Genomic DNA, 20,129 nt, shown 5'->3' on the forward strand with positions numbered 1-20,129 from the left:
GAATTACCGATATTCAACACTGATGTTGAATATCGGTAATTTTAACAGCAATAGACTGCGCTATTAACGACCCATGGCTGTTGATGCTCGGCGTCTATCGCTAGCGCCAGTAATCTTGCCATTGTTGATTTCAACAGCGTTTAGTCCACTGACCATAGGTAGCACATACACCGGATAACCATAGTCGATAAATTCCGGCACCAGCATTTCGGCGAAAGTGGTTTTTTCAACCAGTAACCCGGTGGTGTATTGTGACTTAGTGCGATCGACTTTGGTGCCATATTGGATATTGGGCAGATCAATGGCTTCTTGCGCTGTCAGTTGCCAGTCAATCACCCCGACTAGCGTTTTGAGCACATACCCCGGGATTTGCCCGCTGCCGGGCGACCCAATAACCAACCTCAGCCTGTTTTGATTGTCTAAAACCATTAACGGTGTCGTGGCTGAACGAGGTCTTTTTCCCGGCGCTATCGCATTTTGAGCCGGTTTACCATCAACTACGGGGTTGTGAGTAAAATTGTCCATCTGTGCATTCAATATTAAACCATCGACCATCACGCCTGAACCCATCCCGGTGCCGACGGTACTGGTCATGGCAATGGCATTGCCTTGGGCGTCGACAATCGAAATGTGGCCAGTATCTCGACCTTCTAGCTTACTGTCGCTGCCAGGCATTTGCGCTAATAGTGCTCCGGCTGCGGGTGGCTGTGGCATCACGCCGTTTTTAGGTAGCAAGGTTCTGCGCTGAGCTAAATAGGCTTTATCTAATAACGCTTGGCTGGGAACTTCGACATAATCGGGGTCGCCCGCATAGGCAATACGGTCGGCCTGAGTGATACGCATGGCTTCGGTCATCAATCGCCACGCCTGCGCATCTGTTGGCTGCATATCGTTAAGTTGGTAAGGCTCAAGTAATGCCAGTGTTTGCGCGACCATAGTGCCACCCGATGACGGGTAACCAAAAGAGATAATTTGATGCCCACGGTAGTCAGTTTTAACGATGTCGCGGTGCTTGAGCTGATAGTGATTGAAATCATCCATCGTCAATTGAGGTTGATCGGCTTCCAGTCGCTGGTTGACGGTCTGCACTATCTGCTGACCTAATGCCCCTTGATACAAATAGTCATCGCCCTGTTTGGCTATGTTGGCCAAAGTGTTAGCTAATGCGGGATTGGTCATTAAGCTGCCGGTGGGTTTTATCTGCTCATCTTGCCAATAAAGCGCCTTGATTTCAGGGTCGTGTTGCAGGCGAGCTTGTTCCCTAACAACAATATCGTGGGTGTAGCTGTTTAATGCATAACCTTGGTTAGCTAAATCTATTGCCGGCTGTACTAATTCTGCCCAATCGAGCTTGCCGTATTGTTGATGGGTCTGATATAGCAATTTCAACGTACCGGGAATTGCCACCGAGCGCGGACCCAATACCTCACTGTTATCGACCGCTTTGCCTTGGTGCATAAACATATTGGCGTGGGCACTTGCCGGTGCGGCATCTCTGCCGTCAAACGCGTGAAACTGTTTAGCTTGGTGGTGATAAAACAGTGCGAAAGTGCCGCCACCAATACCGGTCATATCTGGTTCAACCACAGTCATGACCATTTGCATCGCAACCATGGCATCGATGGCGTTGCCTTGCTTGTTCAATACATCATAACCGGTTTTAGCCACGTAAGGGTTGGTGGCACTCACCATAAAAGATTCACCTGTGGCGGTAGGCGTTAGCGGTAGCTCTTTGGCCGCTACGATAGTTGAGGTGAAGTAGAAAAAGCCAGTCAATAATGATTTTCGCATGGTCTAAACGATTAATGAAACGAGCGGGTATTATTTCATAGTCGCATACTTGCTGCTGAGCAAACCTAGGCTTGGTTTAGCTGCGGTACAGCTTGTTGTACAAGTTGTTAGCACCATGTATTTACCTAGGTTTTGCTTGTTGTTATTGCGTGACGTTGGCTAAGGTCATCAGTGCATCAGTGCATCAGTGCATCAGTGCATCAGTGCATCAGTGCCTTAGTCGCATGATGCTAAGGCGTGATGACAGGCGTTGTTGATATTAAGACAGTCAAAAGTTACTTATTACGGACAAAGTTTAGAATGTGACCTTTAAAGTCACTGTCTAGGTAATCGGTATGTTCTGGCTTAGAAAAGGTGGATAAATAGCCCATCTTAAGCAGGCTTTTGGCTAGTTTGGTTTTTCTTCCCCTTCCAGGGTCGACGATGATCACTTCACATTGTGGCTTTGAGTGTTCGTGGATGAAATTTGACAGTAAGTCGATATGTTCATCTTCATATAATAGATCGCTACCAATAATTAAGTCGAAGCGACCCAAACTATCATCACTATCGCCCCAGCCCGTGCGCTCAAAGGGAATAAGATCGTCACCATTTAACTCAGAGTTTCTGGCAAGAAAGGTCTCCACCTCGGGGTGGTAATCCGTTGCGGTAATATCCACTTGGCGTTTATTGAGTAACAAACTGCTAAGCGCTGTGCCGCAGCCAATTTCTAACACCCGTTTCACCCCAACATCATAGTCAGCAATATGGTGAGCCAACACTAAACTTGATGGCCAAACCACACCAAAAATCGGCCAAGTAGCAGACGAGATGCCTAGCTCTTCGGCAATGCCATCGGGGTCGTGGAATTCCTGTTTATTTCGCAGTGTGCACAGGTGAATATCGGTTTTTCCAAACTCGATGGTTTGGTAACGTAAACGCAGATCTGTCATTTGGCCGCCTCAATCATTGAGCGCTCAGCCAGGTATCAGTGATAAATGACAAAACGAAGAACTACAGGTTATAGTGATTGGCCTGCAATTGAAAGTAATATATTTAACAATAGATTATGCTGCTAGTAGTGATGTTGCGCCCGTATGAACTACTCCAGTCAATTATTGCGACACTGCGCCGTTTCTTTTATCACGGGTGAGAGCACCCTAGTGAATCACAGTCTGTTAAGAGACTCCTTAACCGTCGAACTGGTAATCAAAAGTGACTAAAACGGGGGCTGCTAGCTAAGTGCCTTGAATCGTGCTGTTTTATCCCCATCTCTTATTTAAGGGAGCAATGGAGCGATGGAGCGATAAATGCAAATCCTGGATACCGTAGCTGGATTGAATATTGATGGGTTATCCTTAGTAGCCTACTGCGCAGCGACTGTAGTGTTGCTGCTATTGTTTTGGCTGATGTATCGCATTGTGCTGTGGGCGAAAAACATGCCGAAAGGCGCTTTTATTATGCTCGCAGTGTTTCCTCTTATTTCACTGTTTCCCATTCCCCATCAAGAAATTAAAAAAATTGAGCGTATCAAGCAGCAAGAGATAAAGGCTGAAGATGAAAGTGGTGAACCGCCGGTTTAGACCAAGATTTAACAAAAGGAGTAAACCATGGATTTTTGTATCAGCCGCATAAATACGCCACAGGGAATTTTTAAGCTAACGGGTCGCCGCGTCATTGTTGGCAGCCAAACGGTAATTCACTATCAAGGTGCCAAATTTATGAGCACTGACGGTTGGGTAGAGCTCGATCTTGATTCATCAAAAGCAAAGCAAGTACTCGATAAAATTGAAGCTGTGGTGATTAATCATCTGAATCAAGATTGATTTTATTAAACCGATTCAACATTATAGCTAGACTTGTTTTTAGCAATTCGTAGTTGAATGGAGTCAGAATGTATCAAAATAAACAGGCACTCGCTTTGGGCTCTGTCGCCTTTCTTACCATTATTGGACTGCTAACTCTGGTAATGGCCTTTTGGGCTTGGCCTAAATATAACGTGTATAAAATGGAACTTAATGGTCAAGCGGCACTAAAAGAGGCGCAATGGTCAAAGCAAATACTCATTGAAGAAGCCAAAGCTCGCGAGCAAGCGGCACTCATGCAAGCTAAGGCTAAAGTCACGCTAGCTGAGGCAGAAGGCGAGGCGCGGCTAGTACGTGCAAAAGCCGAGGGACTAGCAGATATTGAGCGCGCTAAAGCGGCTGCGCAAGCGAACAAAATTATTGGTGAATCATTGAAAGATAATGAAGCTTATTTGCGCTACGTGTGGATAAAGGGACTGCAAGATGGTGCTGGTGAGCGAATTTATATTCCAACTGAAGCTGGGTTACCGATTTTAGAAGCCGGTAAAGCGGGCCAATAACTGGTGTGGGCAACTCAACTGTTTAAGGATTGCAGTGTTAGATAAACTAGAATCAGACAGGTTAACGTTAACACCGCCTTCGATGGATTGGCAAAACACGATGTTGCAGGCAGTTGTTGATAGTCAAAATACATTGCGGCAATTTTTGCCTTGGGTGCCGAACGCCTTGACTGAGCAAGAATCAATTAATGACATGCAGAAGGCGATAGATAATTTCGAACGCTTCGAAAATGAGTTGCGCTTTGGCCTGATAGAAAAAACTTCGGGTCAGCTTGTTGGGGTGATTGGTTTAGTGATACGAGACAAATCGGTGCCATTTTTTGAGATAGGTTATTGGCTGCGTAGCAGTTGTGCGGGAAAAGGCTATATTACCGAGGCGGTGACTCGGCTTGAGCGTTATGCATTTACTGAGCTTAGCGCCAATAGAGTAGAAATTCGTGTCGCTGAAACTAACTTGAAGAGTCAAGCGGTTGCCGAACGTTGTCAGTATTTACTCGAGGGTATGTTGGTAAATGAGTGCCGACTGCCCAGCGGTGCACTCAGCAATACACTGATCTATGCCAAGTCGCAGCAAACATATAGCTCTTCATCGATGTAAAAGGATTTGTATGCCGTTTTCCCTCTATACTCCGTTGACTGTCATCATCTTTAGGCCGACTAAAGTTTGGCAAGCAGATAATCTTTATTCCGGCGCTCAATGATGAGATTTGGCCGCGCTTGGTTTACCTCCTATGTTCTGATGCTATTGAGCATTCAACTTGTTGGCTGTGCCAGTGGCGAGGTTGATGTGCTTGATGCCGAGGGTCGGGTGATTGGTCAATGTAGCGCCGAATTCAACTTTCATCGCTACGGCGCGCAAGATTCGGTGGATTACATCCTACATTTATGTGCTCAAGAGCATGTCGAGCAGGGGCGTTTGATTGCCGATCAACGTTATATTGAGCAAGATTTTAGCTTACCCACGCCGCCTAAAAACCGTCAGTGGAATCAAAGTCTGGCACATCAAGCCTTTGTCGATAAACAGATCACTGAACAGCAACTGGGTTATGTGTTGGCTGCGATTGAGTATCACTATTGGATGCAACGCCAACAAGCGCAAGCATTGCTCGAACAGGGGCAGTTGACAACTGCGCAATTTGAGCAACGATTAGCCCAAGCCAAGCGCGAGTTAACCGGAGAGTGAGTATTGCGGTTAAGTTTAAGGGATAGGAATGAAGTTAGACGATGAGTTGTTTAGCCAGTTATTAGCCACCGCTGGCGCCAGTGAGCGCCTGCGAGCACACCTAAATTTGCATCAGAGTTATGATGAACCGGTGCAGCGGCTGTGTATCGCACTGCAACATGGCAGTTATGTGCGCCCCCATCGGCATGTGTTAGCCAATAAATGGGAGCTAATAATGGCTTTACGTGGTGAGGTCGTTTTAGTGCAATTTGACAGTACAGGTGCGATTACCGATAAAACCCGCTTAACGCCGGGGACGGCAGTCTCGGCAATTGAGTTACCGGAAAATAGCTGGCATTGCTTATATGTCCCGTCTGAGCACGCAGTGATTATGGAGGTAAAGCCAGGCCCTTATTCAAGCATTGATGCGGCAGAGTTTGCTTCATGGGCACCTGCAGAAGGCGAGAGTCAATCGATTGATTTTCTCAGTTGGCTGTATCAAGCCCGGCTGGGTGATAGGTATTTACCCTAAATTTAAATCGGCTATGTGACCTAGTTCAGCGACTTGCTAGCTGACGTAATAAAAATTGATACAGCCCAACGATGGCTTTTTCTAGCCAGCTGAATAGCTATTTTGTTATGATTTCGCAAACATTAATAGACAGCAAATCATGCAGATAAAACAATTACATCACGCTGCAGGCCCGTTATGGGACAGCGCCATGTCGATCTATTGTGAGGTTTTTCCTCAGTGGGAGCGTGAGCCCATAGAAGAGTTAAAACAAGCGGTCGATACTGGTAAATCCCGTTGTATAGTCATTCATGCTGGTGAGCAAGCATTAGGTATGTCACTTACAGAGCTGTATCCGCAACACAGGTTTGCCATGTTGGGCTATCTATTCATTGCGCCAGCGATGCAGGGTCAAAGGCTGGGAAAACAGCTTTGCGATGAATTGTTTGAATTTTTCGATCCAAGCACCGAGTATAGCTGGCTGTTGGTCGAGGCTGAAGCTGGGCCTGAAAAGTTTTATCAGAAGCTAGGTTTTAGCACTTTTAATATTGATTACCTATCGCCCCATTATGATGATCAAGCGTCAACGCCAATGGCGTTAATGTATCATTGTAAATCGCAGCAAGCACTACCCACTTTGCAACAGTTATGGCAGGTAGTCGCACACATTTTTACCAGCAGTTACTATCTAGATAGCACTGATGCCCGCTTTGTTGAACAACGCCAACGTATACTTTCTAAGGACAGTTTATGACGCTTGACAGTGATGTCGAATTACAGACAATTTTAGGCCGTTTTTTTGACTTTATTGGTGAAGAGGATTTTGAGCAGTGCTTTCATTGGGCCAAATCAGAGTTGCAGCTGGTGGGGTCGCCAGCCTATCAATTAGCAGAGCAATTTGAACAGCAACCTAAGGTTGAGTTAGCCGAGCTCGCTGATTTGCCTAAGCGCGATGCACTACTGCTTTTTTGTGCTTGCTACGGCTATGCTAGGCATGAGGTAGAGGAAAGTAATTGGTATTTGCACGCGGAAACGCTAGTGCGTTCAAGCATTACCGCTTTGGATGCCTTACCGTCATCACCTTTGGTTAAAGTACTGCAGAAGTTTGCGGCGATTCAAATCGATGTGTGCTACATCGACAGGGGCATATACACCAGTCAAGAGTGGCTGATGGCAGAAGCGACCCAAAATATCGATACTCACTTAGCTTGTGTGAATAGTTTTGCCGCCGAGTTTAGCGAAAAAGAAAGTCAGCTTTATGCCCAGTACCTGCGGCCCGAATTTAGCGCTTATCGCCATTTTAGTGAAGGGGTAGCGATAATTGCTCAGCTGTGTGACATGCGCTGGAATGATCCTGTCAAACTTACTGCGACCATGGCGAAGCTGCGCCCGCAGTTTATTGCCGCGGTAAAGGCGCTGACCGCCGCCGATAAATACATCATGTCGACGGATTTGGAAGCACTGTGGCCACCGTTGACATTTTTCAGTGAAAATCGACAACCGGGCTCAGGTGAACTGTTTGTTGAGCGCGGGTCAATCAGTATCTCCTATTTTGCCAACGTCAATCACATCGTTACGCGGGAATTGCGTCAAACCTTAACTGAGGTAGTGGCGAGCGCGCCACAAAACCATGCTCTGTATTTATCTGACTGGGGGGCACAAACACCTAAAAGCAACATGCTTAATGATATTTGGGCGGGTATTGCCAAAGATTTTGAAGATATTTACTCATGGCAACTGCCACAATTGAGTTTGCCGTTTCGTAATAAGGGCGGCCGAGACACTGAGCTGGTGTTTGATGTTGAGCTTATTTACTACCCAATGGGCATTTTCGCGCTTAATTTACGGGCACCGTTAGAGTATGTCAGTGCCAGTGGTGTGCGCCATGCCATGTCACTGGGAACCCCATTTGCGATGGATCAGCAGATGCACTGGAATGGCCAACAAGTTGGGCTGTTAGAAGAGTTTGCCGAGCAGCGTTTTGCTGAGTTAGCCGACCTACTCAACGAGTATTTCAGTCACTATCAAAACCCGGTGGCGGATCTGCTGTTTTACAATGCATCAGAGAACCGCTTTGTGTCGACCTTATTAGATAGGGTGGTAGAGCGCATTGATGGCAAAGACACCTCCATGACCGCCAAGTCATTAAAGGGTCACTTTGCCTACCCAGTATTTGTGTTGCCGCAGCGGGAACTGCGCAGCGCGGTTGATGACTGGTGCTTACGCACCGTGACTTCTGATGAGTTCAATCTTAATAAAGATTGCTATAACCATGATGAGTTTGTGTTTACCAACCATCATGAGTGTATTTTAGGCTTGTTGCAGCAACCTAATTGGGTGTTAGAGCAATCGGCGGAGATGATGGAGGTGGCAGCAGCGGTAAATAACCTATTCCACCTGACCAATAAGTTGCTTGATAAGCAGTTACAATATAGCTTGGAGCATGCGGTTCCTAGCTTGCAAGACAAGAAAATATCGGCAATTAAGTTGCGTGCACAGGTGAAAAAGCTAACTGACGAAGGCGCGTGTTTAAAGCAATTTACCCAGGATGCTCATTGGCTACTAGAGCTCATTAACGCCGGTAGTATGATGACCTTTCCCGATCATACCCGTATGGTGCAGAAGGTATTTAACCATATGGACTTTGATAAATTACACACCCGCACCCAAAAGACGCTAGATAAAATTCACTACCGCCAAGAAGAGATCATCTCTGAAACTGCCAAGCTGTATGAAAAACTGCGCACCCGCAATGGTAAACGTTTTACTCGAGTGTTATCAGGCTCCATGGCCCTGATATCCATCGGTGCTTTGAAGGATATCTTTGATATTCTCAATGGCAGTGAAATGGGCTTTAACATTTCTGGTCCACTGCAAGTCAGTATTGTCACTTTCTTTGGTATGTTGCTGATTATATTGCTTATCAATAAAAATGAAACGGACAAGTAATTGCCAAAAAAAAGCTGACGTAAGTCAGCTTTTTTGTAACTAAAATGGCAAGGCTTAATATTAGTCCGTTAATTTAACGACCATTTTGCCTTTGTTTTTCCCTTCAAACAGGCCAATAAAGGCACTAGGGGCATTGTCTAAACCTTGATAGATGGTTTGCTCCGCTTGTACTTGACCAGTCGCCAACCATTGGCCCATCTGCTGGGCATACTCACCGTAGTGATCCCAGTGTTCAAATACGATAAAGCCTTCAATTTTTAACTTTTTGATAATGATGTTGGCGAGGTTACTTGGCCCCGGTGTCGGTGCAGTGTCGTTGTATTGTGAAATCATGCCACACACAGCAATACGGCCATGATCATTCATGTTATCTAGGGCGGCGGTTAAATGCTCACCACCGACATTTTCAAAATATACATCAATACCTTGCGGCGCAGCTTGCCCGAGAGCGGCGCTAATATCATCGCAAGTTTTGTAGTTAATCACCTTATCGATACCCAGTGCATTAAGGTGGGCTGCTTTTTCGTCACTGCCGACAGAGGCCACAACCGTTGCACCCATCAATTTACCTAGTTGACAGGCAACGCTGCCAACTGCGCCAGAGGCTGCTGAAACAAACAAGGTTTCGCCGGCTTTTAACTCAGCGATGCGATTCAGTCCGGTCCAGGCTGTCATACCTGGCATACCGAGCACACCCAAGAAGTGAGATTCACTGAGGGGATATTAGGTAGCACAGTGTGATCGCTGCCATCACTAATATAGTGACTGCGCCAACCTAACATGCTGCTGACTTTGCTGCCCACAGGAAAATCTGGGTGCTGAGATTCGATAACTTCACCAATCGCCCCACCTTCCAAGACTTCGCCAATCACAAAAGGCGCAATGTAGCTTTTTCTATCAATCATGCGGCCGCGCATATATGGGTCAACCGACATCCACAGGTTTTTAACCAAAAATTGACCTGCTTGAATTGCGGGTAGTTCGACACTATTTTGTTTGAAATGTGCTGCCGTGGGCAACCCTTCAGGGCGTGATGCTAATACGATTTGCTGAGCTTTCATAATTCCTCTTTTTACTTTGCGTGCAAACTAATTGTTGGTTAATCTACATTTAATTTGTGCGCAAAGCAAATGCTTTGTGCGCAAACTAAAATAGCGTACACTAGACTCAATGCAGAACAACTTAACTTGGCTTAGCGAATAATGATGGCTACTATGTGCCTGCAAATGGTTGCGGGATCTGTTGTCAGCCAATTAGCCACAGTGACATTTTAACGATGAAAGGTAGATTTTGAGCGATAACCAGCATGTAGATTCAACAGCGGAAACATTGTCATTATCTGACAATGTTTGTTTTGCGTTATATACCGCAGCCAATGCTTTGGTGCGTGCGTACCGACCACTACTGCAGCAGTGCGATTTGACCTACCCACAATACTTGGTGATGCAGGCGTTGTGGTTGCAAGATGGCGCCAGTTTGACTGATCTGTCACGGGCAACCAAGCTCGATTTGGGAACCTTGACGCCAATTGTTAAGCGCTTAGAGAGCAAACAGCTACTCGCTCGCCATGTTGATGAGCATGATGAGCGCAAAAAACTCATCGTGATCACCGCCGAGGGAGCAGAACTTAAACAGCAAGCACTGGCGCTTAAGCAGGTGTTGTTAAGTAAAGTCTCGGTATCAGAAGCTAAGCTCGATGAGTTACGGGACTTATGTTTGGTACTGACTGAAGATCTCAATCGCTAGTGGTTATAGCTGGGTTGTTGTTGGTAGGGTAAAGCCTATTGCGCCAATCATTTAGCTTAGAAAAACCCTTTTGTTATACATATGAAACACACTGTTTTGTATATGGTTCAGTGATGTTGGCATTTTCCTAGTAATTAAGTTACCAATTTTTGTATAATCGCGACCAATTCGTGCCTATCAACTATGCTTAATGGCATTGTCGAAATCAGTTACTAGCAAGTTTATGATTTCATTACTATTGAGCAGAAAACTATAAACGATAGGTTAAAGTATTCTCTGTTCCCCTTGGAAAACCCAATGCAAAACCACACAGACCTCCTTGATATAGGCGTGATTGGCTTAGGTGTCATGGGCAAAAACCTTGCTCTAAACATTGCTGATAATCAATATCACGTTGCCGCATTTGACCTTGATGCTAATAAGGTTCAGCACCTTGTTGAACAAGAACAGAAAGAGCGTAAAGCGGGCCTCAGACCAAGAGTATTAGGCTGTAGCAATCTTACAGAAATGTTATCCAGCCTCAGCAAACCGCGTATCTTAGTGTTGTCGGTTCCTGCGGGCGCCCCAGTAGATGGTGTGTGCCAATCGCTAATCGAAGCCGGTATTGAGCAAGACGATATTGTGATTGATACCGGTAACAGCTTGTGGACAGATACCGTTGCCCGCGAACAGCAATATGCGGATCAATTTACTTTCTTCAGTTGTGCGGTATCAGGTGGTGAGATGGGTGCGAGGTTTGGTCCATCATTAATGCCAAGTGGCAGCGAGAAGGCCTGGCTACGTATCGCACCGATTTGGCAGGCCATTGCCGCCAAGGTCGACCCAGAAACCGGATTGCCAATAGAGCGTCAAGAGCCGGGTAATCCAGTAACTGAAGGCGAGCCTTGTACCACTTATATTGGCCCTGCTGGTTCTGGGCATTATGTCAAAATGGTGCATAACGGCATTGAATATGCTGATATGCAGTTGATATGCGAAGCCTATCAATTACTGCATGATGGTTTTGGTATGAGCCAATATGAAGTTGGCGATCTGTTTGCCAAATGGAATAAAGGCATACTTAATAGCTATTTGATGGAGATCAGTGCTGACGTATTGCGTCAAGCGGATCCGATCACAGGCCGCCCTTTGGTGGAAATGATTTTAGATAAAGCCGGCCAAAAAGGTACCGGGCTTTGGACCGCGGTGAGCAGTTTGCAGATTGGTTGCCCTGCGCCCACAATTGCCGAAGCCGTATATGCTCGGGCTGTGAGCACTCAAAAAGGCCAGCGCAAGCAACTCTCTAAGTTATTGAGTGGCCCACAGCCACAACAGGTAGATGAGCAAGCTAAGCAGCAGTTTATCGACCAGTTAGAAAACGCGCTGTACTGCGCAAAGATCGCCAGTTATGCCCAGGGTTTTCAGTTGATGGCCATGACAGCAAAAGAAAAGCAGTGGCAGCTCGATTTTGCTGAAATCGCTAAAATTTGGCGTGCAGGTTGTATCATCCGCGCAACGTTTTTGCAGTCAATCACCCAAGCTTATCAGCAAGCTAATCGTCAAAAGCAAGAGTTAGCCAATTTGTTGATGGCCGATACCTTTAGCAATCACCTTTCGGCTAAACAACAAGATTGGCGTTTAGCGGTATCACAAGCGGTATTGAAAGGGATTCCTGCTCCTTGTATCAGCTCTGCCTTGGCTTACTACGACAGCTATCGCTGCGAAACTCTGCCAGCCAACCTATTACAAGGCCAGCGAGACTTTTTTGGTGCGCATACTTTTGAACGTACCGATGCGCCAGACGGTGAAAAATTTCACCTTAACTGGAGTGCAAAAACACGCACACTAGATAAGCTGTAATACGAGACGTTGTTTGAGAAAAGGAGCCTTATGGCTCCTTTTTTAGTGGCTAAAATAGTGACCTTAGTAGTTGAATACTTGTTATACGGCAACTACTCTAGACTGAGAAATATTGTTAGGTCAGGTGCTTAAACCAAGGACGTTACTATGCCGCAAATCACTCAAAATAAACCAAGTCAAAAGATGTTCTTATTCGCTGCAGCTATGGCCGTGCTAATGGGGTGCAATAGTACTGCTAATCAGCCGGCACCCAAAGAGTCAATGGTCGGGGCCGATCGCACTGAGCAAGGCTGCATTGCGTCGGCAGGTTATGCCTGGTGCGATAAGCTACAGCGTTGTGTGCGCCCATGGGAAGTGGCGGATCGCGAAGGGTTTGATAATACTGAACAAGCTTTTAATCAGTTTTGCCAATCAGATAAATGAGTATGCTTAATAATTTCAAGGAAACATGGATGCGTGAATGGAATGCAAGGTGGGTTGTGATGGGAGTGCTACTTTTGAGTGCATTATCCTTACCTGCTTGGAGCAATAGTGATGCACTGGCGGCGAGTCAATCCACTTTATCGGAAATCAAGGCGGTGCAGTTTCATGACGGCAACGTCATCACTGCGGGATTGCCAACGGCTGAACAGATCAGCGCGCTAAGTGAAGCGGGCGTTGATCTCGTCATTAACTTGATCCCCAAGAATAACCCTCATGCCATGGGTAATGAGCAGCAACTAGTGCAAGATGCTGGCATGGCGTATATCAATATTGAAGTCGACTGGCAGCAGCCCAAGTCGAGTGATGTAGAACAGTTTTTCGCCGCCATGGAGCAAAACAAAACTAAGTCGGTATTTGTGCATTGCGCGGCTAATTATCGTGCTTCGGCTTTTTATTATCTTTACTTAGACAAGTTAACGCCGCAGCAGGTGAACCAAGCCGAAATCATGGCACCTTGGGGAGATTTGCAGCAGAGCTTGAAGCAGTATCCTCAATGGCAGCAACTGATTGAGCAAATGCAGCGTCATTAAACTGCATTAAAGAATAGGCAAAATAATCATTTAGTCGTTAAACTAGTGTAAGTAATTTGCCGTTTGTAGGACAAAATGAGGCTCGGCGATGCAACTAATTATTGTGTCCCTGTCATCATTAGCATGCACAAGGAGGCCATAGTGCCACTAAGTATACGAAGCTTTGTATTATCAGGCGTTTGTTTGGCCTTATCACATCAAGCCTTGGCAAGTGAGTTTGAAGCTTGTATGGCTAAACAGATGGCGACGGCCAATGATGAGATGACGATAGGGGAGCTGCGTAAGTTATGTGAGGCTGAAACCCAACTGCAACGTGACGGTACCATTGACATTGACGGCAAGACCATCAAAGGTGGCGTGCTGTCGAAACGTATTATTGCAGAGCGTCAAACAGATCAATCAGAATTTGTGTTAACCCCCCATCACACCAACTACTTTTTACCGGTCTATTCCACCAATGAGATCAATCCGACCGCCTATGGTGAAGATCAGGCTTATGCGGATAACTTTAAAGATATTGAAGCTAAGTTCCAAATTAGTTTTAAGTTTCCATTGAGCTATGGTTCACTGTTATTTGAAGGCGATCGAATTTATGGTGCCTTCACGTTAGAAGCTTGGTGGCAAGTGTATGCCGATGATATTTCATCGCCCTTTAGAGAAACCAATTATCGCCCGGAATTCTTTTACGTAACGCCATTGGGCTGGCATCCGTTTGACGGCAATACTGGCTTAGTTGTTGGCGTTGAGCATCAATCTAATGGTCGTTCTGGTACCTTGTCGCGTTCATGGAATAGAGTCTATGCCGAATTGCTATATGAAAACGGCGATTGGTTGTATTTCCTCAAACCTTGGTACCGTATTCAAGAAGACGAAAAGTTAGATCCCAGCTTGCCCGAAGGCGATGATAACCCGGATATAGCCGATTACATGGGCCATGCTGAGTTTGGCTTTGGTTATGATTTTGGCGACTATGAAATGGTAGTGAGAGGGCGGCAAAATTTCTCCACTAACAAAGGCGCAATTGAAGTGGAATTTACCACACCGCTATACGGTAAATTACATGGTTATGTGCTGTTGTTTAACGGCTATGGTGACAGTTTGATTGACTATAACCATAGCCAAACTCGCCTTGGTGTAGGTATTGCACTAAATAATATGTTCTAGACGTATCTGCCATTACAGCAGGGCTAATCAAGCATTAGTCCCGCTATTATTTAGCCGCCACATTTACCACTGGTATAGCAGCTAGGTTTACGCGGGCATACCGAACCGCGTGAACAAATCAACTTAGCGTCGGTTTCTATGCCACGTTCTACCCAGTTAATATTCAGAATTTTGGCAACACTTTTAAGGTCAGATTTAATGGCTTTTGGTATGGCTGAAGAGCCGCCATTATCAACGCAGGCAGCCTTTAGGGCCTGGGCGATGCCTTTGGCGTCGCGCCCCTGTGCTTCAGTGGCGGGGTTGAGGTCAATTCCGGCGCAAAGTACATGATCGTTGCCCGCTAAATCGGCCACCCGTATTGACTCACAGGCGTAGATTTTTGGCTCCTCTGCGACATCCAAAATCGATATTTGTGCTGAGCTGCCGGTATTGGTTTCACTGAGCTTTCTGAAAACCGCCCAATGCTGACAGGGATCTTCCACCTGACGCATATTGCCCCAAGGCAATGGAATGCCATTGCCACGGTATACCGCTTTAAGCTTGCCGGGTGAGTAAGCATCAAAATAGTGCCAATGGGAGTAGGGGGAAACTGCGGTCATTCTGCGCATGGCCACAGAGGCAGAGACCCCTACTTTTTGGTTAATGTCTATCTCGTAGCCATGGCGATCTAACAGTTGTCGGTAGGGCACTTTAGGGCAAAGTAATGCGCCAGCAAAGAAGCTACTTTCAAAGTCGCGCCAGGCGTGCAGAATATCTTGAGCATCAACAGTGGATGAGGTGGGGTGAGTACTACTGTCGTCAGCCAAACTGGTGCCATGACTGCGCCCCGCCACCATCACGCTGCGCATACCATCTTTGTTGTGTAAAATGCAGTGGCCAATATGTACTGCTAAGTCGTATTTAAGGCGGTGCTTATGGGACTTAAGTAACTTATTAAGATAAATATGATTTTTAGGCTCAAAGTAGGAGGTAACAATATGCTGTTCGCTAATGCCTTGTTCATCCATCACCGCTTGTGGCAAGCGTTCAAACCAATGTATTTTCATGCCTAGCTGGGCGACGATATCCAGCAAATCATCAAGGCTAAGCGGCATCCGTTTGAGGCCAACTTCTTCAGCTGCACGTTCTAAATCAGGAAAGTGGTTTTGGTGATGCTCTTGGTGGGCTCGGATCAGCAAATGAGCAAATTGCCTGCCTGTAATCCCGGTTTGCGACAGCATTTCAGGGATGGCGATTTGTAAAATCTCATTCGAGAATAGAAAGCTTGGCTCCAAGGCCATACCGCTAATACCACCACGGGATCCTTTTACCGGGGTAATGGCTTGCTCTTCTGGGGCATCATCTAAAAACCAGTCAACTTCTTTTTGAAAAACCGCGGCGATGACCGCTAGCATCGCGGCACTTGGCACACGCTTACCGCGCTCAATCATTGATAGGTATGACACAGAAGGTGCTGAGTTCGCATCGACTCTGATACACCGTGCTGACAAATCTTCCATGGTTAAGTTATTGCGTTTACGCAAGTTTCTTATTTTTGTACCAAGGAAATGTGACTTTCTCATCAAGCTGCTGTTGTTTTTCATTTTGTAAAATTCACACTGTGAAATTTTTATTGTGAAATTGTAATGAAAAATTGGCTAGACTACAAATTAAGCAATCGGGACAGGCTTTATTGTGAATACTGTGACAGACAATGTCAGATTAGAAGCAACAAGTGACTGTGTTAAAGATGCTGACAACCATGAATCGCTATAAGAGGAAGCAGCTATGAATATGTCAACAGAACAACACCAGCAAATTGATCAGAGTATTTACAACTTCATTAAGCAAGTGCTTCCAGTGGCTGCCGCTGAGCAGACCTTAGGCAATACAGCCTTAGGCGTCGAACAGCAGCGCATGGCCTCTATGTGTTATGCCAAGCAAGTGCTAGATACTTACTTTCCATTAAGCCAAGGCTCGCATCAAGATGTGCGTAGTTACGTTGTTTACTACAACCAGCTATTAGCTTTCTTCAATGACGGCACTCAAAGTGGCTTAGCGCAACCAAAGCAGTTTGTGGCACTGTGTGGTCACAAATGTGAGCCTAGCTCGATTGTACTGAAGAACAATGGTTTCCATATAGAGATATCGATAGACCCACGTGGTGAATATGGCAGCCGAGATTGCGCTAACATTGAAGATGTGCAAGTAGAAGCGGCACTAATGACCATAGTCAATACTGACCAACCTCAAGGGCAACACAGTTGGGCGAGTCTAGTTAAAGGTGGGATTGGTCGTGGTGATAAGCAGTTTACCGCAAAAGATGGCAGTGATTACAGCTTGTAATAGCCATCGCTAAAATTCAAAGCCGCGCCGACATACCATGTCGACGCGGCTTTTTTGTGATTGCGATTAGCGAAACTAATACAATAACGTTTTAGTGACTGGCGACTTGGACCACAAAACCAACACTAAATAGGGTACTGAAAATCATGGTTAATTTTGCGGTTCTACCCAGTAACGGGTTTAATTCAGCACCGGATGTTTGGCTGAAATCACCATTAAGTTTACGTGCCAGAATGAGTGCTAATCCTGATAGTAGGGTTGGCCAGCCAGGCAACACGCCTAAAAGAAAACCGCCGATAATTAACGCAAATGGAATGTAAATAAAAGCTTGGTATAGCACGCGAGCTTGAGACAAACCAACACGAACGGCAAGGGTGTTTTTGCCCGCTTTGGTATCGGTATCAATGTCTCGGGTGTTATTGACTAGCATCACTGCGGCATTAAACAAACCGATAGCACTGCCAAGTATCCAAGCTGCAGTAGTGGTGTGGCCTGCTTGCAAATAAAAACTACCCACTACCGCAACTAAGCCAAAAAATACAAATGCAGCGACTTCGCCTAACCCATGTGAAGCTAGCGGGTAGGGGCCGCCGCTGTATCCTAACGCGCCTAAAATAGCGGCGACTGCGAGTAACGCAATCGGCCAGCCACCGTGATAAATCAATATAGAGCCCACCACTAGCGCTGCGATTAAGCATAGAATCATGGCATTTTTGACGGCGCTAGGTGCTAACAAGCCACTTTGGGTGACTCGCACGGGGCCAAGGCGCTCTTCAGTATCGACACCGCTTTTAAAGTCAAAGTAGTCGTTGGCTAAATTAACCGCAATTTGCAGCAAAATGGCGCACAGCATTGATGCAAAGGCAATCAATAGACTGAATGACTCTAGCTGTAATGCCAGTATGTTACCCACCAAAAGTGGGCCGATTGCAGCGGGCAGAGTGCGCGGTCTGATGGCCAAGATCCAAGGGTTCATGGTTGATTTCGTTGTCTTTAGTGTGTGAACAGCCAAGTAAACTGGCTGAGATCGTCATTTAATTCGCTAGCATAGCAAAATTAGCCTAATGGATGAAGGGTTAGCGATTTAACAATTTACCAAGCATGAGCTAGGTCAAATGCTTCTTTGTTACAGGTGACGGGGGATGTAAGCAAAAGCTAATGTAAATACGGTCTTAAAAACCATATTTGATTGGCAGGTTTTCATCGTTTAGATTTTTGACCTGGCGCACATTTTTGATTAAGTGCAAAAGCGAATATGCAGCCACAGTCAAAGAAAAGCCGCCAAGAGTGTGATGATATAAGTTTAACTTAACTCAGTGTTGTTAAGGATTGGCTCAATATTTTTGGAGTCGTAAACCACATACAGTAGGACGGTACTATGCGCTTTGATGAACAAGTCGCAATCGTGACTGGAGCAGGTGGTGGGCTGGGTCGTGCCTACGCGATTGCTTTGGCGGAGCGTGGTGCTCGGGTTGCATTGATAGATAATGGTGAAGCGGATACCCAGTCGGGTGAGCCCCGTGGAACGGGCCTGAAACAAAGCCATCAAACCCTAGAGCGTTTGGGTGCTGCTGCTTCAATGTTCTTAATTGATGTGACAGATGAGCATGCCGTCAGCGAAGTGGTTGAGCAGATTTATGCCACTTGGCAGCGCATCGATATACTTGTTAATAACGCTGGCCATCATCAGTCGAGTGCATTCGATCTTTTAGACAGTGCGCTGTGGCATCAGCATATGGATGTCAATGTAAACGGGAGTTTTTACTTTACCAAAGCGGTTTGGCCGCTAATGAAACAGCGAAGCTATGGCCGCATTATCATGGTGTCTGCGTCGAGTGGCTTATATGGCAACATGCATGAAACGGCTTATGGTGCTAGCAAGATGGCGTTGATTGGCTTAGTGAACAGCCTCAGTCATGAGGGACGTGACATGAATGTACACGTCAACACATTAGTTCCTCATGCGTTAACCAACATGACAGCAAAACACCTTGCGCCTGCAGTAAAACCCATGTTTTCGAAAACATCAGTGAATGCCGTAATGCTATTTTTAGCGCACAATGACGCGCCAACGGGTCAACATTTATTGGTGGCTGCCGGCAGTGTCAGTCATGGGCAATTTACCGAATATGATCCACTGTATTTTACCTCTGAACAATGTAAACCGGAAATGATCAGCCAACAGTGGCCGCAGCTATATCGTGCATTGCCTGTTCACTTTCACGAAAGTGGCGAAGCGCAGGTATTAGCTTGGTCCAAACGTGGTGCATCGCAGCGAAAAATTCGCATCGAGTAACAAAGCGTAAAACAAGTACTGGTCGATGTAGGAGTATCTAAGGTAAGCTACATGATTAAGGTTTAGCACAGCCTAATCAATACGTAACCGGATAGATATAATCATGAGCCAAGTATTAGATGATTTACTCTCACTATTATCACTTGAACAAATTGAAGAAGGGCTTTTTCGTGGTCAAAGCCAAGATTTAGGCTTTGGTCATGTGTTTGGTGGACAGGTGATGGGCCAAGCCCTCAGCGCGGCCAAGCAAACCGTGGCGATAGATCGCCAAGTGCACTCATTTCACGCTTATTTTTTACGTGCAGGTGATGAAAAATTACCTATCGTCTATGACGTGGAAATTATGCGCGATGGCGGCAGTTTTAGCGCACGGCGAGTCAAAGCGATTCAAAAAGGCAGACCAATATTTACTATGACTTGTTCATTTCAGGTAGTGGAGCAAGGGTTTTGTCATCAGGCACAGATGCCCGATGTTCCGGGACCGGAAGGGCTACTCAATCAGCAAGAGTTGGCGATGACGCTACGGGATAAAGTGCCGCCAAAAATGCTAGAAAAATTTATGGCTGATGCCCCAATTGAGATGCGTCTGGTTAATCCTAGTAACCCGCTCGTGCCTAAAGCCACTGAACCCAAAAGGTATGTATGGATACGTGCCAATGGCCAAGTCCCCTCATCTCACGCGGTGCACGAGTATTTACTCGCCTATGCATCAGATTTTAATTTTCTGGTGACGGCCGCTCAGCCCCATGGCGTTTCTTTTCTTACCCCCGGTATGAAGATGGCGACGATTGATCATGCGATGTGGTTCCATAGATCATTGGATTTAAGTCAGTGGTTACTTTACAGTGTCGATAGCCCCAATGCTGGCGGTGGGCGTGGCTTTGTCCGCGGTGAATTTTTTAATCAGCAGGGGGAGCTGGTGGCCTCTGCAACCCAGGAAGGATTGATGAGGTTGTCCTAGCCTCATTTGATATGCAATAGAAGGTTTA

General features: G+C 46.1%; 20 protein-coding genes and 1 pseudogene. 16 read left to right on the top strand and 5 right to left on the bottom strand.

Features of this window, described 5'->3' with window-relative positions:
* Positions 1-63 precede the first annotated feature (63 nt).
* Complete coding sequence (gene ggt / locus L865_RS0105395) at positions 64-1,791, bottom strand: gamma-glutamyltransferase (protein WP_028772294.1); 1,728 nt, start codon at positions 1,789-1,791, stop codon at positions 64-66.
* A 275-nt stretch (positions 1,792-2,066) separates the two neighbouring features.
* Positions 2,067-2,723 (bottom strand): class I SAM-dependent methyltransferase, encoded by a 657-nt coding sequence (locus L865_RS0105400; protein ID WP_028772295.1) that lies wholly within the window; start codon positions 2,721-2,723, stop codon positions 2,067-2,069.
* Between the two features lie 357 nt (positions 2,724-3,080).
* Here L865_RS0105400 and L865_RS23195 point away from each other — a divergent pair, with 357 nt between their 5' ends.
* The 8 genes from L865_RS23195 (at position 3,081) to L865_RS0105440 (ending at position 8,757) form a co-directional block, all read left to right on the top strand.
* The gene (locus tag L865_RS23195; protein ID WP_037470577.1) at positions 3,081-3,353 is read left to right on the top strand and encodes a hypothetical protein; all 273 of its coding nucleotides are present in this window, start codon (positions 3,081-3,083) and stop codon (positions 3,351-3,353) included.
* A 27-nt stretch (positions 3,354-3,380) separates the two neighbouring features.
* Positions 3,381-3,596, top strand: a complete 216-nt coding sequence (locus L865_RS0105410) for a hypothetical protein (protein ID WP_028772296.1) — start codon at positions 3,381-3,383, stop codon at positions 3,594-3,596.
* Between the two features lie 68 nt (positions 3,597-3,664).
* On the top strand, positions 3,665-4,135 hold the full coding sequence (locus L865_RS0105415) for an SPFH domain-containing protein (protein ID WP_028772297.1): 471 nt from the start codon (positions 3,665-3,667) through the stop codon (positions 4,133-4,135).
* A 34-nt stretch (positions 4,136-4,169) separates the two neighbouring features.
* Complete coding sequence (locus L865_RS0105420) at positions 4,170-4,733, top strand: GNAT family N-acetyltransferase (RefSeq protein WP_037470578.1); 564 nt, start codon at positions 4,170-4,172, stop codon at positions 4,731-4,733.
* A 99-nt stretch (positions 4,734-4,832) separates the two neighbouring features.
* On the top strand, positions 4,833-5,318 hold the full coding sequence (locus L865_RS0105425; protein WP_157577457.1) for a hypothetical protein: 486 nt from the start codon (positions 4,833-4,835) through the stop codon (positions 5,316-5,318).
* A 28-nt stretch (positions 5,319-5,346) separates the two neighbouring features.
* On the top strand, positions 5,347-5,829 hold the full coding sequence (locus L865_RS0105430; protein WP_028772300.1) for a WbuC family cupin fold metalloprotein: 483 nt from the start codon (positions 5,347-5,349) through the stop codon (positions 5,827-5,829).
* Positions 5,830-5,968: 139 nt separating this feature from the next.
* Positions 5,969-6,562, top strand: a complete 594-nt coding sequence (locus L865_RS0105435) for a GNAT family N-acetyltransferase (protein WP_028772301.1) — start codon at positions 5,969-5,971, stop codon at positions 6,560-6,562.
* Positions 6,559-8,757, top strand: coding sequence for a hypothetical protein (locus L865_RS0105440; RefSeq protein ID WP_028772302.1), 2,199 nt, complete (start codon positions 6,559-6,561; stop codon positions 8,755-8,757). Before L865_RS0105435 ends, L865_RS0105440 begins: the two co-directional genes overlap by 4 nt.
* A 60-nt stretch (positions 8,758-8,817) precedes the next feature.
* Here L865_RS0105440 and L865_RS23200 read toward each other — a convergent pair.
* Positions 8,818-9,818: pseudogene (locus L865_RS23200) on the bottom strand (NADP-dependent oxidoreductase).
* 229 nt (positions 9,819-10,047) lie between these two features.
* On the opposite strand from L865_RS23200, the gene L865_RS0105450 reads away from it, so the two are divergent.
* From L865_RS0105450 to L865_RS0105470, 5 genes are all read left to right on the top strand, one after another.
* Positions 10,048-10,503, top strand: coding sequence for a MarR family winged helix-turn-helix transcriptional regulator (locus L865_RS0105450; protein WP_028772303.1), 456 nt, complete (start codon positions 10,048-10,050; stop codon positions 10,501-10,503).
* A gap of 297 nt (positions 10,504-10,800) precedes the next feature.
* A complete protein-coding gene (gndA, locus tag L865_RS0105455) occupies positions 10,801-12,342 on the top strand; it encodes an NADP-dependent phosphogluconate dehydrogenase (RefSeq protein WP_028772304.1) in 1,542 nt (513 codons plus the stop codon).
* A gap of 147 nt (positions 12,343-12,489) precedes the next feature.
* Positions 12,490-12,765, top strand: a complete 276-nt coding sequence (locus L865_RS0105460; protein ID WP_037470580.1) for a hypothetical protein — start codon at positions 12,490-12,492, stop codon at positions 12,763-12,765.
* Between the two features lie 29 nt (positions 12,766-12,794).
* Positions 12,795-13,355, top strand: coding sequence for a protein tyrosine phosphatase family protein (locus tag L865_RS0105465; protein ID WP_169732691.1), 561 nt, complete (start codon positions 12,795-12,797; stop codon positions 13,353-13,355).
* Positions 13,356-13,496: 141 nt separating this feature from the next.
* Positions 13,497-14,519 carry a phospholipase A gene (locus L865_RS0105470; protein WP_342666125.1) on the top strand — a complete coding sequence of 341 codons (1,023 nt, stop codon included), beginning with the start codon at positions 13,497-13,499 and terminating at the stop codon, positions 14,517-14,519.
* A gap of 50 nt (positions 14,520-14,569) precedes the next feature.
* Here the strand turns inward: L865_RS0105470 and L865_RS0105475 are convergent, their stop codons facing one another.
* The gene (locus tag L865_RS0105475; protein ID WP_028772308.1) at positions 14,570-16,102 is read right to left on the bottom strand and encodes a DUF3612 domain-containing protein; all 1,533 of its coding nucleotides are present in this window, start codon (positions 16,100-16,102) and stop codon (positions 14,570-14,572) included.
* A 184-nt stretch (positions 16,103-16,286) separates the two neighbouring features.
* Between L865_RS0105475 and L865_RS0105480 the strand changes: the two genes are divergently transcribed.
* Positions 16,287-16,844, top strand: coding sequence for an aldolase/citrate lyase/malate synthase family protein (locus L865_RS0105480; protein WP_028772309.1), 558 nt, complete (start codon positions 16,287-16,289; stop codon positions 16,842-16,844).
* 91 nt (positions 16,845-16,935) lie between these two features.
* On the opposite strand, the gene L865_RS0105485 is transcribed toward L865_RS0105480, so the two are convergent.
* The gene (locus L865_RS0105485; RefSeq protein WP_256871083.1) at positions 16,936-17,856 is read right to left on the bottom strand and encodes a 1,4-dihydroxy-2-naphthoate polyprenyltransferase; all 921 of its coding nucleotides are present in this window, start codon (positions 17,854-17,856) and stop codon (positions 16,936-16,938) included.
* A 366-nt stretch (positions 17,857-18,222) separates the two neighbouring features.
* On the opposite strand from L865_RS0105485, the gene L865_RS0105490 reads away from it, so the two are divergent.
* Positions 18,223-19,140 (top strand): SDR family NAD(P)-dependent oxidoreductase, encoded by a 918-nt coding sequence (locus L865_RS0105490; protein ID WP_028772311.1) that lies wholly within the window; start codon positions 18,223-18,225, stop codon positions 19,138-19,140.
* A 103-nt stretch (positions 19,141-19,243) separates the two neighbouring features.
* Complete coding sequence (tesB, locus tag L865_RS0105495) at positions 19,244-20,101, top strand: acyl-CoA thioesterase II (protein ID WP_028772312.1); 858 nt, start codon at positions 19,244-19,246, stop codon at positions 20,099-20,101.
* The last annotated feature ends 28 nt before the right edge of the window (positions 20,102-20,129 follow it).

Source organism: Shewanella waksmanii ATCC BAA-643 (assembly GCF_000518805.1).
Taxonomy (GTDB): domain Bacteria; phylum Pseudomonadota; class Gammaproteobacteria; order Enterobacterales; family Shewanellaceae; genus Shewanella; species Shewanella waksmanii.

Excerpts from the sequence above, each read along its gene's own strand:
- gndA (WP_028772304.1), top strand. The coding sequence starts at position 10,801 with ATGCAAAACCACACAGACCTCCTTGATATAGGCGTGATTGGCTTAGGT.
- L865_RS0105460 (WP_037470580.1), top strand. The coding sequence starts at position 12,490 with ATGCCGCAAATCACTCAAAATAAACCAAGTCAAAAGATGTTCTTATTC.
- tesB (WP_028772312.1), top strand. The coding sequence starts at position 19,244 with ATGAGCCAAGTATTAGATGATTTACTCTCACTATTATCACTTGAACAA.
- L865_RS0105435 (WP_028772301.1), top strand. The coding sequence starts at position 5,969 with ATGCAGATAAAACAATTACATCACGCTGCAGGCCCGTTATGGGACAGC.
- L865_RS0105475 (WP_028772308.1), bottom strand. The coding sequence starts at position 16,102 with ATGAAAAACAACAGCAGCTTGATGAGAAAGTCACATTTCCTTGGTACA.
- L865_RS0105400 (WP_028772295.1), bottom strand. The coding sequence starts at position 2,723 with ATGACAGATCTGCGTTTACGTTACCAAACCATCGAGTTTGGAAAAACC.
- ggt (WP_028772294.1), bottom strand. The coding sequence starts at position 1,791 with ATGCGAAAATCATTATTGACTGGCTTTTTCTACTTCACCTCAACTATC.
- L865_RS0105430 (WP_028772300.1), top strand. The coding sequence starts at position 5,347 with ATGAAGTTAGACGATGAGTTGTTTAGCCAGTTATTAGCCACCGCTGGC.
- L865_RS0105490 (WP_028772311.1), top strand. The coding sequence starts at position 18,223 with ATGCGCTTTGATGAACAAGTCGCAATCGTGACTGGAGCAGGTGGTGGG.
- L865_RS0105425 (WP_157577457.1), top strand. The coding sequence starts at position 4,833 with ATGATGAGATTTGGCCGCGCTTGGTTTACCTCCTATGTTCTGATGCTA.
- L865_RS0105465 (WP_169732691.1), top strand. The coding sequence starts at position 12,795 with ATGCGTGAATGGAATGCAAGGTGGGTTGTGATGGGAGTGCTACTTTTG.
- L865_RS0105440 (WP_028772302.1), top strand. The coding sequence starts at position 6,559 with ATGACGCTTGACAGTGATGTCGAATTACAGACAATTTTAGGCCGTTTT.
- L865_RS0105480 (WP_028772309.1), top strand. The coding sequence starts at position 16,287 with ATGAATATGTCAACAGAACAACACCAGCAAATTGATCAGAGTATTTAC.
- L865_RS0105410 (WP_028772296.1), top strand. The coding sequence starts at position 3,381 with ATGGATTTTTGTATCAGCCGCATAAATACGCCACAGGGAATTTTTAAG.
- L865_RS0105415 (WP_028772297.1), top strand. The coding sequence starts at position 3,665 with ATGTATCAAAATAAACAGGCACTCGCTTTGGGCTCTGTCGCCTTTCTT.
- L865_RS23195 (WP_037470577.1), top strand. The coding sequence starts at position 3,081 with ATGCAAATCCTGGATACCGTAGCTGGATTGAATATTGATGGGTTATCC.